The sequence below is a fragment of the Flavobacterium sp. K5-23 genome (assembly GCF_023278045.1).
Taxonomy (GTDB): domain Bacteria; phylum Bacteroidota; class Bacteroidia; order Flavobacteriales; family Flavobacteriaceae; genus Flavobacterium.
This window is the reverse complement of the sequence record NZ_CP056783.1, coordinates 889,840-906,923: the sequence shown is the minus strand read 5'-3', so window position 1 is coordinate 906,923 and position 17,084 is coordinate 889,840. Positions and strand designations below refer to the sequence as shown.

Genomic DNA, 17,084 nt, shown 5'->3' with positions numbered 1-17,084 from the left:
GATAATTTTAGGGATCAAATGTCAATTAATGAAAAAGCTATCTTTTGAGAATCTATTACCCAAAACAACCTTTAAAATAGTAGACCCTTAAAGCATAATTAATTTATGTTTTAAGGGTCTTTTTTTATTTCATAGGCAGGTTCTTCTCAAACGCTGAACCAAAAGAAATAAAGGAATCGGTTCCCCCTACTCCTTCTATGGCGTGAATTTGATCGTAAAGTACCTTTCGAAGTGCTTCATTATTTGCCGCAACAATCTTTATGAAAAGCGCGTATTTACCGGAAACCCAATGGCATTCCACCACTTCAGGAATCATTTTTAATTGCTCTGAAATGGCATATGCAAAACGCGCTTCTTTAGTCGCTATCCCAGTATAAGTTATCGTTTCAAAACCAATTTGCTTGGCATTCAATTTCACCGAAAATCCAGTAATAACTCCAGATTCTTGCAGTTTTCGAACACGCAAATGCACTAATGAATTGGAAATATTTAATTCTTTAGCCAATTCAGAAAATGGCATTCTTCCGTTTTCACTAAGCTTTCTAATGATTTCTTGGTCTAAATAGTCAGTATTTTCATGGTGTTTCATAATTGCGTAGCTAAAGTTGATATAGTCGATTCTATTATTTTGACAATTCTTTTGTTAAAACAGAGTTTTATAGTGTCAAAATTACAATAAAAAAGAATCAAAATGTCTATTTATAAATATTCGAACAATAAATATGTTACAATACCACAATTGTATATAATTTTGTGTCATAATCACAACGATAAAAAATACTTAGAAATGGACAAAAATCAACTACTTTCGAAATTATGGGAACAATACGCTGATATTACCCCATCTGCAAAAAAAATCCATGCTTTATTAGAAGAAAAAGGAGAAAAAATCAAAAACGACCATATTGCAATTCGTACCTTTAATGATAAGCGTGTCAATATCGAAGTATTGGAAAAACCATTCTTAAATGTTGGTTACGAAGCAAGAGGTGACTATAATTTTGATTCGAAAAAATTATTTGCAAAACATTACGAACACACTACGGACAAAGATGCCCCAAGAATTTTTATCTCTGAATTAGAGTTGGAAAAATGTTCGACAGAATTGCAAGAAACTGTAAAAAACATGTTGGACAATTGCGACCAAAACATCTTTAACAATCCTGAATTGGTATTGAGTGGATCAGTTTGGGAAGCAAATTCTCAGGCAATATATAAATCATTGTTGGAAGAATCTGAATATGCCGCTTGGATGTATATCTACGGATTCCGTGCTAATCACTTTACCATAAACACTAATGCATTAAGAGATTTTGACACTTTAGAGGAATTGAATGATTTCTTGGAAGCTCAAGGATGGAAACTAAACGCATCAGGAGGAAAAATTAAAGGTACACCAGAACAATTGCTAGAGCAATCAAGCACTTTAGCTGATTTGTATACGGTGAATTTTGATGAGGGAACGTTTGAAATTCCATCTTGTTATTATGAATTTGCACTTCGTTATGCAATGCCAAACGGAGAATTGTACCAAGGTTTTATCGCAGCATCTGCTGATAAGATTTTTGAAAGTACTGATGTTAAGTTGCAAAACGCATAATTCGTCACAACATAATTCTAATTACACATTTAGAATATAAACACATCGAATTCCCCTCCTGAAAAAGGGGAATTTTATATATTAAAAAAGGTCGAATACTTCCTAAACCAACTTATTAATAGTTTTTGACTTAGAAAAAAAGTCACTAGAACAGTAAATTACATTATCTATAATCTTATTATTAATATTAAAAACAGCTATTTGATTTAATATGTATAATTAAAAAGTACAATTACTACAATAACACCATTTCTTATTCAACTAGCAAAGGATTATAAGGTTATATTTTTTCAGTTCCAATTGAGGTCTTATCTTTGAGCAAATAATTAACCGTTTTAACTGACTACTACAAACACTCAACTAATAAGATAATGACAGAGAATCCAGAAACATTCATATTCGATTTTGACAGTACTTTTATTCGAGTGGAAGCACTTGATGTATTATGCGAAGTAATTTATGACAATAGCGCTGCAGGAACACAAATATTAAGCGAAATCCAACGATTAACTGATCTTGGGATGGAAGGAAAACTATCCTTAAAAGAATCCTTAACCAGCAGAATTAATTTATTAGAAGCAAATAGAGATCATTTAGGAGCTGTAATCGAAGAATTAAAAAATAAAGTAACCGCATCAGTCATAAGAAACAGAGCTTTCTTCAAGCAACATTCAGAAAATATATATATTATTTCTAATGGGTTTAAAGAAATCATTATCCCTATCGTTCAAGAGTATGGTATCAAACCAGAACATGTTTTGGCCAATACTTTCAAATTCGATCATGATGGAAAAATCATCGGTTTTGACGAGAAAGACCAGTTGTGTGAGAACAAAGGGAAAGTGTACAAAATAAAATCACTTAATCTACCTGGAGAGGTGATTATGATAGGTGATGGATATACGGATTATGAAACGCTGGAAGGTGGTGCCGTATCTAAGTTTTTTGCTTTTACAGAAAACGTGAGCCGACCAATAGTTGTTGAAAAAGCGGATAGAATTGCGCCATCATTAGATGAAATTCTTTATGATTTGTCGTATAAAGCTTCGGTTTCTTACCCAAAAAACAGAATAAAAGTACTTTTATTAGAAAACGTGCATGAAGATGCCGTGAAAATATTTGAACACGAAGGCTACAATGTAGAAGTGATCAAAGGCGCATTATCTGAAGATGAATTGTGTGAAAAAATAAAAGGAGTTTCCATCCTTGGAATCCGTTCTAAAACCCATGTTACGGAGAAGGTTTTGGAATGTGCTAAAAAACTGCATGCCATTGGAACTTTTTGCATTGGTACAAATCAGGTAGACCTTACTGCGTGTAGCATGAAAGGAGTGTCTGTATTCAATGCGCCGTATAGCAATACCCGTTCTGTTGTGGAACTTGCCATTGGTGAAATTATTATGTTGGTTCGAAATACATTCGACAAAAGCACAAAAATGCATGCAGGTATCTGGGACAAATCAGCCACAAATAGCGTGGAGATTCGCGGTAAAAAATTGGGAATCGTAGGATACGGAAGTATCGGGTCCCAACTTTCCATCATTGCTGAAGCAATGGGAATGAAAGTATATTTCTATGATTCTGTTGATAAACTGGCACTTGGAAACGCTAAGAAATGTTCTTCTTTGAAAGAACTATTAGCACTTTCAGATGTGGTTTCGCTACACGTTGATGGACGAGCAAGCAATAAAAATATAATCGATGCCGAAGCTTTTGAATATATGAAACCAGGAGTGATTTTCTTGAATCTTTCTAGAGGTCATGTGGTGGATATTGAAGCCTTGACAGCCAATTTAAAAAGCGGTAAAATTCGCGGAGCGGCAGTGGATGTTTTCCCTGAAGAGCCTAGTAACAATGAAGAGCCATTTTTATCATCCTTGCGCGGAATGTCTAATGTGATTCTTACGCCACACATTGGTGGAAGTACCGAAGAAGCACAATTTGACATTGGCCATTATGTAGCCCGAAAAATAATCCAATACATCAATACAGGAACCACTTACGGAAGTGTCAACCTTCCTGAAATTCAACTTCCTGAACTTCAAAGTGCGCACCGTATTATGCACGTTCATGAAAATGTAAAAGGAATATTGGCACAAATCAACACCATACTCTCTGAATATGACAATAATATTCTAGGTCAGTATCTAAAAACAAACGAAACTTTAGGTTACGTGATTACGGATATTGATAATTTCCATAACAAAGAGCTGGAGAAAAAATTAAAAAAGATTCCAAATACCATTCGATATAGAATTCTATATTAAAAATACGATTTTGTTTTAAATGAAAAATAACAACACCCTTTCCATCAACAATAGCAAACTTGAAAGTTTAGAGAAGCAATTAGACGGTAAATTATTTTATGACCACACCATGCGTACGCTTTACGCCACGGATGCGAGTGCGTATAAAGAAATGCCTTTGGCGGTAGCCATTCCTAAAACAAAGGAAGACATCCAAAAAATCATTGCTTTTGTCAGAGAAAACAACAGCAGCGTGATTCCTCGTGCGGCAGGAACTTCGCTTGCTGGACAGGTTGTTGGGAACGGAATTGTGGTTGATATTTCGCAAGAATTCACCAAAATCCTTTCGGTAGATCAAGCCAATAAAACGGCTTGGGTAGAACCGGGAGTGATTCGGGACGAACTGAATCTTCATTTAAAATCTTATAAATTGTTTTTTGGTCCTGAGACTTCCACCAGTAACCGCTGTATGATTGGCGGAATGGTAGGAAACAATGCCTGTGGAGCGAGATCCGTTATTTACGGTTCTACGCGGGAGCATTTGCTTGAAATCAAAGGATTCTTGGCTGATGGTAACGAAGTGACTTTTGGCGCTTTGACAAATGCAGAATTTGAAGACAAATGCAACGGAATTAATGTAGTTAGCCCGCTCGAACAGGCCATTTATGTTCAGGCCAAAGATATATTGTCATCTACAACAAACCGAACTTTATTCGACGATAATTTCCCTAAAAAATCAATACCGAGAAGAAATACCGGTTATGCCTTGGATTTATTGGCAGACAGTATGCCTTTTGGCGATCCGAACGAAAAATTCAATTTTTGTAAATTAATTGCAGGGTCTGAAGGAACTTTGTTCTTTTCAACTGCCATAAAACTGAATTTGGTTGATGCCTTAAAACCTTTCGCAGCCTTGGTTTGCGTGCATTTTGACAGCATCAACGAATCGTTGAAAGCCAACTTAGAAGCACTAAAATTTAATCCGGACAGTGTCGAGTTAATTGACCATTATATTCTGGAATGTACCAAGGAAAATATAGAGCAAAGCAAGAACCGTTTCTTCGTAAAAGGAGATCCTCAGGCTATTTTGGCCGTTGAATTTTTAAGAGATACCCAAGAAGAAATCGATAGTATTGCCAAAGAAATGGAAGCTTTGATGCGTTCTAAAAATCTGGGCTATCATTTCCCTATTGTTTATGGAGAAGACACAAACAAAGTATGGACACTAAGAAAAGCTGGTCTTGGATTGTTGTCTAATATTCCTGGTGACGCTAAAGCCGTTGCGGTAATAGAAGACACAGCGGTTGACGTGAATGATTTACCTGATTTCATCGAAGATTTCAATGCCATCCTGAAAGAAAGAAACCTAAACTGCGTGCATTATGCGCACGCGGCAACGGGAGAATTGCACCTTCGCCCTATCATTGACCTAAAAACCAAAGAAGGCGCCGGACTTTTTAGAACCATAGCGACCGATATAGCCCATTTAGTAAAAAAATACAAAGGTTCGCTGAGCGGGGAACACGGTGACGGAAGACTTCGCGGGGAATTTATCCCCTTAATGCTTGGCGAGGAAATCTACCAATTGTTCATTCAAGTGAAACAAACTTGGGACCCTTGGGGCGTTTTCAACCCCGGGAAAATTGTGAACACGCCGCCTATGGACACCAGCCTAAGGTACACACCGGGTCAGGATACGCCTATGCCAGAAACCTATTTTGATTTCTCGGAACACAACGGAATCCTGCGTGCTGCCGAGATGTGTAACGGATCTGGGGACTGTAGAAAAACCGAAAAAAGTGGTGGAACGATGTGCCCAAGTTATATGGCCACCCGTGACGAAAAACACACCACGCGTGCCAGAGCCAATATCCTTAGGGAAACCATCACCAACTCTACCAAAGAAAATAGATTTGATGATGAAGGCCTTCTTGAAGTGCTTGACTTATGTTTGAGTTGTAAAGGATGTAAATCCGAATGTCCTTCGAATGTGGATATGGCAAAACTGAAAGCGGAAACATTACAACAATACCACGATAAGAACGGGGTGAAATTCCGTTCTAAATTGATAGGAAATACACCAAAAATAAACTGGCTTTTTGCTTCCATTCCTTGGGCGTATAATTTATCGACCAAAGGGATTTTAGGAAATATCATCAAGAAATTGACCGGTTTTGCAACCGAGCGAAAACTGCCTTTGATGCACAAAATCACTTTTGCCAAGTGGATTAAAAAACACAGTCAAAAAGGAGACTTTGTCAACGGTACGGTGTATTTGTACAATGATGAGTTTTTGAACTATTATGATGTTGAAATAGGCCAGACAGCAATTTACCTGTTGAACCGTTTGGGTTACCAAGTCGTGATTCCTGAAATAGGCATCAGCGGAAGAACCTATCTTTCGAAAGGAATGCTGAAAGAAGCGCGTGATATTGCCGAAAAAAATACGGCGGCTTTCGCCAAATCCATACCGGAGAATGCGGTATTAATAGGGATCGAACCCTCGGCGATATTGTCATTTAGGGATGAATATCCTGATTTGTGTCGTGGTGATTTGAAAGTCAAAGCCAAAGCATTTGCCGGCAGAACCTTCCTGATCGAAGAGTTCCTGGCTAAAGAACTGGACGAAGGACGCATTACATCTGATAGTTTTACCGATAAAGAAGAACGCGTGCGCATGCACGGACATTGTTTCCAGAAAGCCCTGTCGTCCTTAGTGCCGTTAAAGAAAATATTGATGTTGCCTAAAAACTATACCGTGCTGAATATCCCAAGCGGATGTTGCGGTATGGCGGGTTCTTTTGGATACGAAACGGAGCATTATGACATTTCGATGAAAATTGGGGAACTGGTTTTGTTTCCGGCCATTCGTTCAGAACAAGAAGCCACTTTGATTTCAGCATCTGGAACCAGCTGCAGACATCAAATAGCGGACGGTACGGGCCGAAAAGCGGGACATCCTGTTGAGATATTATACAATGCTTTAAAATAACGGAAACGATTTTATTTAGCAATAAAGAGTGCAAAGGGTTTCACTAGGAACGCAAAGAGTTATTATATCAAGTAATTCTTTGCGTTCTTTCATTTAAAAGACTTTGTGGATATTACGCTATTTTATGAGAATTAATTAAAGTCTAATAAAAATTTAAAAATGAAAACCGTTATTATTATTTTACTTTCTTTAATTTCGACATCGAAATTAAAGGCTCAAGAAAAACCAAAAGACACACTTTTTTTTAAATATGACAAAACATATATAAATGCATATGTTGAAATCCCTAGTCATTTTTATCTAGATGACAGTAGTGGTGGCAACAACGGGTCTTTTTTCTTTAAAAAAGGTGAGGTAAAAAACAATCTAAATCCCAAAAAAATTCTGTCACTTAAAAAATATGTGCGTTCATCAAAGTTTTATGATAAAAATAAAAAATTGGAGGATCAAAAACTTGCTGCTTTATTTAGTAATTATGTCGTGTTTTTAGTAAAGAACTCCACTAAAAAAACAGAATATATACACGTAGAATCGGGTATTGAAATTGAATAAACCCATTGAATAATGAAAACATACCTGTCACTATCCCTCCTTTGTTTTATATTATTCTCCTGTTCCACTACTAAACTAGAGAATGAAATCGTTAAAGATTTTTTAAATGAAAAATATAAGAATGAAAAATACGTAAAGATGATTTACCTTATAAATCAATCGCTTACTAGAAATCGAGCAATAGAGACTTATGAAGAAGTATATAACAAAAGAGACGTAAACTATTACTTAAATAATAATTTAAAAGAAAAAGATTATTGGTCAATAAATAGAAAAGGGATTGCCATATTGAAGGCTAAATACAAAAATGATACTATTCCCTATTATTGGAAAAAAACAGATTTCGACCTATTGCATATTCCAATTATGGAATACAATAAGCAATTTCAAGAAAGTGAAATTGATCAACATCTAAAAAACCTTAGTAAAGGGTATAAGATATCGCGACCTTTATTGTTTTCAAATAATAAATATGCGCTTTTATATTTTTATTCCTATACAATTATTTTTAGAGACTCATCAGCTGGGGGAGTATATGTTTTAGAAAAAAAAGATGGTAAATGGGTTGTTATTAATGAGTATTTTGATGGGGTCTATAATTAAGTTTTAGCGAGAAAACTTTATACTTAACCACAAAGAGCCCAAAGGGTTTCACTAGGAACGCAAAGAATTATTTAATAGAATAATTCTTTGCGTTTTTTCATTTAAAAAACTTTGTGGCCTTAGTGTTTTCTTTGTGAACTTTGCGGTTAAATAATTCTATATCGCCTCAAACAATTTCCCCGGCAACGGCCTTACCACGCCCTTGAGTTCCATATTCAATAGCAGTCCTGAAATCCTATAAATGGGGAAATCACAACGCAAGGCAATGATGTCCATAATTTCTTTACCAGTTTTTAAGAGGTAGTCATAGACTTTTTGTTCATCGTCGTCCAGGGTAACAAACAATTGTTTTTGCACGGATTTGGTTTCTTTCTCCAAGTCCCAATTCAGGATGTAAACCAAGTCGGCGGCGCTGGTGAGCACATTGGCTTTTTGGGTTTTTATCAGGTTGTTGCAGCCTGCGCTGTACTTGTCAGTTACGCGTCCCGGAACGGCAAATACATCGCGGTTGTAATCGTTTGCCATATTAGCGGTAATCAACGAACCTCCCCTATCCGCGGATTCAATCACGATTGTGGCTTCAGACATTCCGGCCACGATTCTGTTTCTGCGCACGAAGTTTTCCTTGTCGGGATTCGAAGAGCTCCAAAATTCGGTCATGAAACCACCGTTTTCTTCGACTTTGGCGACGTACTTCTTATGAGTTTTGGGGTATATTTGGTTCAAACCGTGCGCCACCACACCTATCGTTTGGAGATTGTTATCCATAGCCAACTGGTGTGCCACGATATCCACTCCATACGCAAAACCGCTCACGATAATGGGATCCAGCGGCGCGATATCCTCAATCAGTTTTCTGCAAAACTCCGTTCCGTAAGAAGTGATTTGTCGTGTGCCCACAATACTAATGATCTTTCGGTTTTTTAAATCGATGTTCCCCGAAGTGAATAATAAAACGGGGCCGTCAAAGCAATGTTTTAGTCGATCAGGATAATCTTCGTCCAGAAAACAGGACACCTTAATGTCATTGGATTTTATAAACTCCAATTCCCGATTGGCCTTTTCAAAAACCGATTTGTCTTTTAAACTTTTTAACAACATAGCTCCCACTCCGTCAATTGCGGCAAGTTGAGAGGTCTTGGAATTAAAAACGGCTTCGGCAGTTCCGCAATGAGTCAGCAGTTTTTTGGCCATTATGTCCCCAACTCCTTCTACCCTTTGCAAGGCCATTAAATGAAATAAATCCTGGTCTGTCATTATAAAAACGATATTACAATTTATAAAATAGTACTGTTGGCCACCACAAAAAGCATCCTTAAACTCAAATAAAACATTTTTTTATAAATAGGTTTTTAAGGCTAACCTATTGTTTCTGAAAAGTATAAATTATTTCTGGCAATTGTTAATAAAAATTGTGAATAAAATTTTGATAACTATTTTCATTGTATAACTTTGTAAGTATGAATATCCAACCTTACATCGCCCAGCTTTTATATCGTTATCAATGTGTTACCGTTCCTGGTTTCGGCGCTTTTTTGACCGAAATTCAGTCGGCACAGCTGAATGAAAGCTCAAATTCATTTTTTCCACCGAAAAAAATGATTTCTTTTAATGCCAACATTAAAAATAATGATGGCTTGTTAGCAAATCATATTGCGCAATCAGAAAAGACATCTTACGATTATGCGGTAAGCGCTATCCAATATGAGGTTTTGAATTGGAAAAAAACGCTTCAGGAAACTGGAATTTGTTCGATTAAAAACGTGGGTGACTTGCGTTTGAATGTAGACAATGGCGTGATATTCACCCCTTACGATCAAACGAATTATTTGTCAAGTTCTTTTGGTTTAAATTCTTTTGTTTCCCCACTTGTAAAAAGAGAAATTTTCGAACAAAAAATAGAAGCTTTAGAAGAAGATGTTTTTGTTTCAGAAATTGTGGAACTTGAGGAAAGAAGAAGTCGTCCTTATTTACGATATGCAGCGATCTTTGTACTTGGATTAGGATTAACGGGAAGTGTTGGATACCCATTATACCAAAACCAAATTGCATCTGAAACTTTATTAGTAGAATCAGCGGTACAAAAACAAGTAGAACAAAAAATACAAGAAGCTACATTTTTCATCGAAAGCCCAATTCCAGCGGTTACACTTTCCATAAAAGAAGGGAAATTACCGTACCACATTATGGCAGGTGCTTTTAGAGACGAAAAAAATGCGGAGAAAATATTTAAAAACTTAAACAAATTAGGTTTTAAAGCCCGAAGAATAGATATCAACAAGCACGGTTTATTTCCCGTTTTATACGGTAGCTACAAAACTTTTGCTGAAGCGGAAAAAGCTAAAAATGAAATTCAAAAAACACATAATCCAGAAGCTTGGATTTTGATAGAATCATTATAATAACAACCCTTTTTAAGGTTTAAAATCCCCCAAATAGTTTTTACTTTTTGGGGGATTTTTTTTATGAGCTTTGTCCTTTGCCTAAGGATGAAAAACGCAGCGATTTGATTTATCTTTCATCGTCTTTCTGTTATCATTGTTAGTGTGATTGCTTCTCCCGATAGTTATCGGGATCGCCAATAACGTGGTTTGTGTCTTTGCGAGGAACGAAGCAATCACGGCTGCTGCATCACGTGTTTATAACTCAGATTGCGCTTTTAATTTGGCAGGTTGGAATGACACTTAAATCACCAAATCTTATTCCCTAACCCCGATAGCAGTGGAAATCCTTGTGGGGCTTTTGTTTTGCCCCACAAGATTATAACGAATAGCGGGAACAATGCTCCTTAAAAAACCCGATCGTGGTGTTCCTAATTCAAACTCGCTTTATACATCCTAAGTTCGTCCCAAGAGAATTTATCGCCGTGTTGCTCCTTTAAACCGTTTAGCGATTCTTCTTTGTGGTAACGGAAAGCTTCCGTAAGTTCCTCGATTTTATCCTGGGGCAAAACGTCCCTGATGACTACTTTTTTAGACTGTATCAACTTCACCAGATGACTTTCAATCGTTTGTGTGGTTAGTTTTCGTATCGTGGCGATATCCTGAATCGAATTTTTAGCCAGCCACAATTCGTGGGTTTCCTCTACCGTCGATTTTTTGGGCGCTTTTGTATCTGATTTTTTCTTGGATGTATAACGCTCAATAGCCGCATCATCCTCAATCAAAGTAATATTTAGCTCCTTGAATTGTTTTTGAATAGCATCCGTTTTGCGTGTTTTGTATTGTTTAATTTCTTCGGAAGTAAGTTTTTCCTTGGAGATGGTTTCCCCGGAAACTACCGTTTCTATTAAAAGTTTCGCTTTCATTAATCGCAATACCGCTTTGGTTTGCAATTCTTCGAGCACCACTAACTCATCGTGGAATGCTTTTGCTTTTTTGACGCGCTTTACTTCTTCCAGTTTCCAAATAAGTTCAAAAACCAATTCGTCCATTGGTTTCAAGAAATAAGAGAAAGCCGCCTGTATTCTCTCGGAAACGTGAATTAAATCCACCGTTTCAGAAGCGAATATTTTATTCAGCTGGATGATGAATTTTTTGGATGGATCCAAAAGGGAATCGATAGCCTCCATTTGCTTGGTTGCCCAAAGTGCGTGCTTTGATTTGGCCGAACTTTCTGAATTTTCAGTATAGCTGTACTTGTGATTGCGCCATTCCTGTGCCAAATCAGCCCATTCGAAGGTGTTAATCAGGTAATTATGGATGAAATTCTTGGTTTCGAAATGCAGCGAATTCTTTAATAATTCATCTGAAGCTTTATTCAGCGAATAATCCATCACATCTTGATCGTTAGAAATTCCGTTCATACGCAACGGTGAGAGCAAAATAAGCCCTTCTAACGAACGTAAACGGGAAAGCGCCACATATGCTTGTCCCGGAAGAAAAACTTGCGACACATCAATTGCAGCCTTATCAAAAGTTAATCCCTGACTTTTATGTACCGTAATGGCCCAGGCCAATTTTAAAGGATAATGGACGAAAGTTCCCAAAACCTCTTCTTCGATTTCCTTTGTCATTTCATCCACTTTGTAGCGAATGTTTTGCCATTCGTATTTATCCACTTCGATGGTTTTGTCTTCTTCAGGAAAATGAACCAGAATTTCCTGAGACGAAAGCGACTGGATAACCCCCATTTTCCCATTGAAATAATTCTTTTCAGGAGACAGATCGTTTTTTACAAACATCACTTGGGCACCAAGTTTAAGTTGTAATCGCTCTTCAACTGGAAATATTTTTTCAGGAAAGTCCCCTACTACATCAGGCTTATATGTTATTAATTCCCCTTTCAGGTCTTGCAAAGCCTGGGCATTGATAGCATCGGCTTTGACATTATGGGTGGTTAATGTAATGTAACCTTTGTTGGCTTTTAAATCAAAGTCTGGTTTTACAAACTTGTTCAGCACCTGAATATCCTGGGGCGAAATCTGGTTGTTACGCAGATTATTTAAAACGGCTATAAATGCATCATCCGTTTGACGGAAAATTTTAGATAATTCAATATACAAAGGCGGATTTTGTTGCACCACGTGGGAATGGAAAAAGAATTTCCCTTTGTAATAATTGCGCAACGTTCGCCATTCCTCGTCGCGAATAACGGGAGGTAATTGTAATAAATCTCCTATATACAATACTTGAACTCCACCAAAAGGAGTTGTTTTTTTTCGAACGGTTTGCATCATATAATCCATTGCGTCTAATAAATCCGCACGGAGCATACTCACTTCGTCTATAATCAGGAGTTCCATATTGCGAATCACCGCTTTCTTTAAACCTCCCATTTTAAAATGCCTGCGCAAAGTGTCTTTGGACTCAAATTTAATCGATTCCGTAAATTGGGATTCCACGTTAAAAGAAGGAATAAATCCACCAAAAGGAAGTTGGAACATGGAGTGAATTGTAACTCCACCAGCATTTAAAGCCGCAATTCCTGTAGGCGCAACAACTACCGTGTTTTTATGGGTGGTAGCTATAATTTCACGTAACAGAGTTGTTTTACCGGTACCAGCCTTTCCTGTTAAAAAAACAGAACGTTGTGTTTGATTGATGAATTGCAGTGTGTAAGCAGCTGCTTCAGAGAGTTCTTGCATTAGGCGTATAATTAAAAGATAAAGATATTGAAAATAACACCATATTATTTTCAATATCTTATATAAAAAATGCCTTCAATTCTGAATTTCAGATGAAGGCATTTTGATGTAATAGAAACAGAAAGTATTATTTCTTAGCTTCTGCTTTTTCTTCTTTTTTATCTTCAGTTTTAGCAGCAGATTTGTACTTGTCATTCAATGCTTTAATGATATCTTTTGTGATGTCAAATTTATCTTCAGCATACAAAACAGTCGCAGCGTCTCCAGTTCCATAGATATAAGAATATCCTTTTTCTTTACCGTAAGATTTGATGAATTTCTTTACTCCACTTACTAATGAATCCATTTCGGCTCCACTTTCTTGTTGTAATTGTTGAGACAAGGCTTGTTGAGCATAACTCAATTCTTGTTCTCTTTTTTGTAATTCAGCTCCTCTTTGTTGTGCCCAAGATTGACCGTTAGCCTGTGCTTGAGATTGAAAATTGGCAGCATCTTGTTTGAAACGTTTTATTTCTGCTTCAAGCAATCTTCCTTTTTCTTCAGACTGTGCTTTATATTTAGCTTCAAGATCTTTTGCTTCTGTATACTCTTTCATTAAAATAGAAGTATCTACATAAGCGGTTTTAACTTCTTTTACTTCCGCAGTTTTATTACAAGCGAAAAGTGATATAGATAATGCGATAATTAATAATCCTTTTTTCATTTTGGTGTATTTCTAGTTTTTTTAAGTATTGATGACAAAAATATAAAAAAATAGACAGCATCCTCAAAAAGTTTGATAAATGCGACATTTTTTATGGTATAAATTTTAATTATCGATATAACAATAGCTATAAAACATAATTATAAAAATTGACCTTACAGGGTTTAATTTAAGCGAATTTCTATAAAAGAGCATATGAAATACTCAATACGGATTAAAAACAAGCTTAAACAGGCTTAAAATCAAAATTAGCTGTTTTTTATGACGTAAATGTGAGACGAATATTCAAAATTTCGTTTCCCTTTCCAATTCGACCGTAAACCGACAAAAAAAGCTTTAATGAAATTCATTTTCCCGGTTTTATATTTTTCCGATAAAAGACTCACATAAAAAGAATCAAATTTCATAGGAAGCACTTTTTTCAATTGCATTCCTTCTTTTTCGAAAAGTAATTTAATTGAAGTTTTTGAAAAATGCCAAAAATGAATGGGTACATCGTAAGCCGCCCAAAATTTTCCGTAGTGCTTTGCATCGAAAGATTTAAAATTAGGAACCGCCACAATTAAAGTTCCGTCCACTTTCAACAAGCGCTTTAATTCTTTTAGTTGTTTATCTAAATCAGGTACGTGTTCTAAAACGTGCCACATTGTAATCACGTCAAAAGTGTTGCTTTCCAACTCGGATGTGTTTTCAACAAACGAAATTCCCTTATTCATTGCAATGGACTTGGCTTTATCACTTGGCTCCACTCCTGTTGTCTGCCAACCGTTTTGTTTAGTCACCGAAAGGAATTCTCCTGTTCCGGCTCCAATATCCAAAATCCTTCCTTTATTAGACTGAAGTGAATTAATCAAATCCAGTTTGTTTTTTAAAGCAATGTTTTTTACAAAATGATACGCTTTTTCAAATAACGATCTTTTTGAATCGGTGTGCGAAATGTAATCGGCGCTTTCGTAATAACGAGCCAGATTATTTTCATCAGGCTGCGGAAAAGTAACTAACATATCCAAGGCTTCGTCCTGATACAAATCGAAAGTTTCTTTGGAAACGGAATAATCCTTCAAGGTTAGAAAATGCTTTTTTTCTGAAATATCCATTAATTAGTTTAATTGTAATTATTCTTCTTTTATTCGAAAACCAAAAGAAATAAAATTTCCTTGAGGCTCCATAATTTTATTTCAACAACTCTTCAGTCACAGCCTGGCTTTCGGCAATAGTTTCACGTGGAACAATTTTAGTAATCAGTATTCAGTGTTCAGTGTTCAGTGTTCTTTATTCAGTGTTCAGTAAACAGTGATCAGTATTCAGTGGCCAAAATAGACCGCAGATTAAACAGACCCCTACAAACTGTACACTGACCACTGATCACTAACAAACTCTTAACGTCCCATATAAATCAACAGTACAGAAATATCACTTGGTGACACTCCTGAAATTCTTGATGCTTGAGAAATCGTTACAGGACGAATACGATTTAGTTTTTGTTTTGCTTCAATAGACATCGATTTAATTTTTTCATAATCGAAGTTTTCAGGAATCTTCACATCTTCTAAACGCGTTAGCTTATCAGCATTATTTCTTTCTTTCTCTATATAGCCAGAATACTTTACTTGAATTTCGGCTTGTTCCAGAATTTCCTGATCCACCTCATTCTCGTTAATGTAATCTTGAACTTTATCAAACTTAAGCATATCCTCTAAATCTATTTGTGGACGAGAGAAAACTTTAAACATTTTATCCCCTTGAGAAATTAAAGCAGTTCCTTTAGATTCCAAAACAGGATTTGCCTCAGCAATCGACACACTTGTCTCTTTAAAGAAAGCTACCATTTTTTCGGAAGCTTTTAATTTATGCTCCATACGACGTAAACGTTTCTCAGAAGCCAATCCTATTTCGTGTGACATTGGCGTCAATCTGAAATCGGCATTATCCTGACGCAACAAAGTTCTATACTCTGCACGAGAGGTAAACATTCTATACGGCTCTTCGGTTCCTTTAGTAATTAAGTCATCAATTAAAACCCCGATATACGCTTCGTCTCTTTTTAAAATTAAAGGCGCTTTTTCGTGAACTTTTAAATGTGCATTTATACCAGCCATCAATCCTTGAGAAGCTGCTTCTTCATATCCCGTAGTTCCGTTAATTTGTCCAGCAAAATACAACCCTTCCACTAACTTCGTTTCTAAAGTATGTTTTAATTGTGTTGGTGGAAAATAATCGTATTCGATTGCATATCCCGCACGAAGAAATTTTACGTTTTCAAAACCAGCAACAGATTTCATAGCTTTATATTGAATGTCCGCAGGAAGAGAAGTAGAAAAACCATTCACATAAACCTCACACGTTTTCCAACCTTCTGGTTCAACAAATAATTGATGTCTTTCTTTATCAGCAAACCTATTAATCTTGTCCTCGATTGAAGGACAATATCTCGGGCCCATACTTTTTATCCTTCCATTAAACATAGGAGAACGATCAAAACCTTCCCTTAAAATATCGTGCACATCCAAAGACGTGTACGTCATATGACAAGATCTTTGATGAATTAACGGCGTGGTCATATCCGAATAGGAAAACTTATCTGGCTTCGCATCTCCTTTTTCTTCGTTCATTTTTGAATAATCCAAAGAACGTCCGTCCACTCTTGGAGGCGTTCCTGTTTTCATTCTTCCGGATTCAAAACCTACTTTAATCAAATCTTCAGTGATTCCATAAGCAGCACTTTCGCCCGCTCTACCTCCACCGAATTGTTTCTCCCCAATATGGATCAAACCGTTCAAAAAAGTTCCATTGGTCAAAACAACTGATTTCGCTTTGATTTCAATTCCAAGCGAAGTTCGAATTCCTTTTATCTTCCCACCTTCAATAATCAACCCTTGAACCATCTCTTGATAAAAATCAAGATTTGGAGTTCCCTCTAACATCATACGCCACTCTTCAGCAAAACGCATACGGTCACTTTGAACTCTTGGCGACCACATCGCAGGACCTTTCGATTTATTCAACATTTTGAATTGGATCGCGGTTTTATCAGATACAATTCCGGAGTATCCGCCAAGGGCATCAATCTCACGAACGATCTGGCCTTTTGCAATACCACCCATCGCAGGATTGCAAGACATCTGCGCGATGTTTTGCAAACTCATAGTAACCAATAAAGTTTTCGAACCCAAATTAGCAGCGGCAGCGGCTGCCTCAGAACCTGCGTGACCAGCACCAACTACAATAACATCGTATTCCTCTAAAAACATATTCTTAATTATTTGTCCCGACTGACGTCGGGCGAAGGCTTTGTTATCAGG

12 protein-coding genes are annotated in these 17,084 nt (G+C 36.7%); 6 read left to right on the top strand and 6 right to left on the bottom strand.

Annotation, left to right across the window (positions count from 1 at the left end; genetic code table 11):
- Nucleotides 1-124 precede the first annotated feature (124 nt).
- Nucleotides 125-589, bottom strand: coding sequence for an Lrp/AsnC family transcriptional regulator (locus FLAK523_RS04015; protein ID WP_248906775.1), 465 nt, complete (start codon nt 587-589; stop codon nt 125-127).
- A gap of 198 nt (nt 590-787) precedes the next feature.
- Here FLAK523_RS04015 and FLAK523_RS04010 point away from each other — a divergent pair, with 198 nt between their 5' ends.
- From FLAK523_RS04010 to FLAK523_RS03990, 5 genes are all read left to right on the top strand, one after another.
- Nucleotides 788-1,600 (top strand): DUF1338 domain-containing protein, encoded by an 813-nt coding sequence (locus tag FLAK523_RS04010; RefSeq protein ID WP_248906773.1) that lies wholly within the window; start codon nt 788-790, stop codon nt 1,598-1,600.
- A 371-nt stretch (nt 1,601-1,971) separates the two neighbouring features.
- Nucleotides 1,972-3,867, top strand: a complete 1,896-nt coding sequence (serA, locus tag FLAK523_RS04005; RefSeq protein ID WP_248906771.1) for a phosphoglycerate dehydrogenase — start codon at nt 1,972-1,974, stop codon at nt 3,865-3,867.
- A 19-nt stretch (nt 3,868-3,886) separates the two neighbouring features.
- A complete protein-coding gene (locus FLAK523_RS04000; protein WP_248906769.1) occupies nt 3,887-6,838 on the top strand; it encodes an FAD-binding and (Fe-S)-binding domain-containing protein in 2,952 nt (983 codons plus the stop codon).
- A gap of 159 nt (nt 6,839-6,997) precedes the next feature.
- Entirely contained in the window at nt 6,998-7,390 is a 393-nt protein-coding gene (locus tag FLAK523_RS03995; RefSeq protein WP_248906767.1) for a hypothetical protein, read from the top strand.
- A 12-nt stretch (nt 7,391-7,402) separates the two neighbouring features.
- Nucleotides 7,403-7,993: a hypothetical protein gene (locus FLAK523_RS03990; RefSeq protein ID WP_248906766.1), complete on the top strand. Its 591-nt coding sequence runs from the start codon at nt 7,403-7,405 to the stop codon at nt 7,991-7,993.
- Between the two features lie 156 nt (nt 7,994-8,149).
- Here the strand turns inward: FLAK523_RS03990 and dprA are convergent, their stop codons facing one another.
- Nucleotides 8,150-9,250, bottom strand: coding sequence for a DNA-processing protein DprA (dprA, locus tag FLAK523_RS03985; protein WP_248906764.1), 1,101 nt, complete (start codon nt 9,248-9,250; stop codon nt 8,150-8,152).
- Nucleotides 9,251-9,453: 203 nt separating this feature from the next.
- Between dprA and FLAK523_RS03980 the strand changes: the two genes are divergently transcribed.
- Complete coding sequence (locus tag FLAK523_RS03980) at nt 9,454-10,395, top strand: SPOR domain-containing protein (protein ID WP_248906762.1); 942 nt, start codon at nt 9,454-9,456, stop codon at nt 10,393-10,395.
- A gap of 410 nt (nt 10,396-10,805) precedes the next feature.
- On the opposite strand, the gene FLAK523_RS03975 is transcribed toward FLAK523_RS03980, so the two are convergent.
- The 4 genes from FLAK523_RS03975 to mnmG all read right to left on the bottom strand — a co-directional run bounded on the left by FLAK523_RS03975 (nt 10,806) and on the right by mnmG (nt 17,033).
- Nucleotides 10,806-13,079, bottom strand: a complete 2,274-nt coding sequence (locus FLAK523_RS03975; RefSeq protein ID WP_248906760.1) for a helix-turn-helix domain-containing protein — start codon at nt 13,077-13,079, stop codon at nt 10,806-10,808.
- A gap of 127 nt (nt 13,080-13,206) precedes the next feature.
- Entirely contained in the window at nt 13,207-13,782 is a 576-nt protein-coding gene (locus FLAK523_RS03970; protein ID WP_248906758.1) for an OmpH family outer membrane protein, read from the bottom strand.
- Nucleotides 13,783-14,030: 248 nt separating this feature from the next.
- Nucleotides 14,031-14,879, bottom strand: coding sequence for a bifunctional 2-polyprenyl-6-hydroxyphenol methylase/3-demethylubiquinol 3-O-methyltransferase UbiG (locus FLAK523_RS03965; protein ID WP_248906756.1), 849 nt, complete (start codon nt 14,877-14,879; stop codon nt 14,031-14,033).
- Nucleotides 14,880-15,161: 282 nt separating this feature from the next.
- Nucleotides 15,162-17,033 carry a tRNA uridine-5-carboxymethylaminomethyl(34) synthesis enzyme MnmG gene (gene mnmG, locus FLAK523_RS03960; protein WP_248906754.1) on the bottom strand — a complete coding sequence of 624 codons (1,872 nt, stop codon included), beginning with the start codon at nt 17,031-17,033 and terminating at the stop codon, nt 15,162-15,164.
- Nucleotides 17,034-17,084: the final 51 nt, after the last annotated feature.

Excerpts from the sequence above, each read along its gene's own strand:
- FLAK523_RS04015 (WP_248906775.1), bottom strand. The coding sequence starts at position 589 with ATGAAACACCATGAAAATACTGACTATTTAGACCAAGAAATCATTAGA.
- FLAK523_RS04010 (WP_248906773.1), top strand. The coding sequence starts at position 788 with ATGGACAAAAATCAACTACTTTCGAAATTATGGGAACAATACGCTGAT.
- serA (WP_248906771.1), top strand. The coding sequence starts at position 1,972 with ATGACAGAGAATCCAGAAACATTCATATTCGATTTTGACAGTACTTTT.
- FLAK523_RS04000 (WP_248906769.1), top strand. The coding sequence starts at position 3,887 with ATGAAAAATAACAACACCCTTTCCATCAACAATAGCAAACTTGAAAGT.
- FLAK523_RS03995 (WP_248906767.1), top strand. The coding sequence starts at position 6,998 with ATGAAAACCGTTATTATTATTTTACTTTCTTTAATTTCGACATCGAAA.
- FLAK523_RS03990 (WP_248906766.1), top strand. The coding sequence starts at position 7,403 with ATGAAAACATACCTGTCACTATCCCTCCTTTGTTTTATATTATTCTCC.
- dprA (WP_248906764.1), bottom strand. The coding sequence starts at position 9,250 with ATGACAGACCAGGATTTATTTCATTTAATGGCCTTGCAAAGGGTAGAA.
- FLAK523_RS03980 (WP_248906762.1), top strand. The coding sequence starts at position 9,454 with ATGAATATCCAACCTTACATCGCCCAGCTTTTATATCGTTATCAATGT.
- FLAK523_RS03975 (WP_248906760.1), bottom strand. The coding sequence starts at position 13,079 with ATGCAAGAACTCTCTGAAGCAGCTGCTTACACACTGCAATTCATCAAT.
- FLAK523_RS03970 (WP_248906758.1), bottom strand. The coding sequence starts at position 13,782 with ATGAAAAAAGGATTATTAATTATCGCATTATCTATATCACTTTTCGCT.
- FLAK523_RS03965 (WP_248906756.1), bottom strand. The coding sequence starts at position 14,879 with ATGGATATTTCAGAAAAAAAGCATTTTCTAACCTTGAAGGATTATTCC.
- mnmG (WP_248906754.1), bottom strand. The coding sequence starts at position 17,033 with ATGTTTTTAGAGGAATACGATGTTATTGTAGTTGGTGCTGGTCACGCA.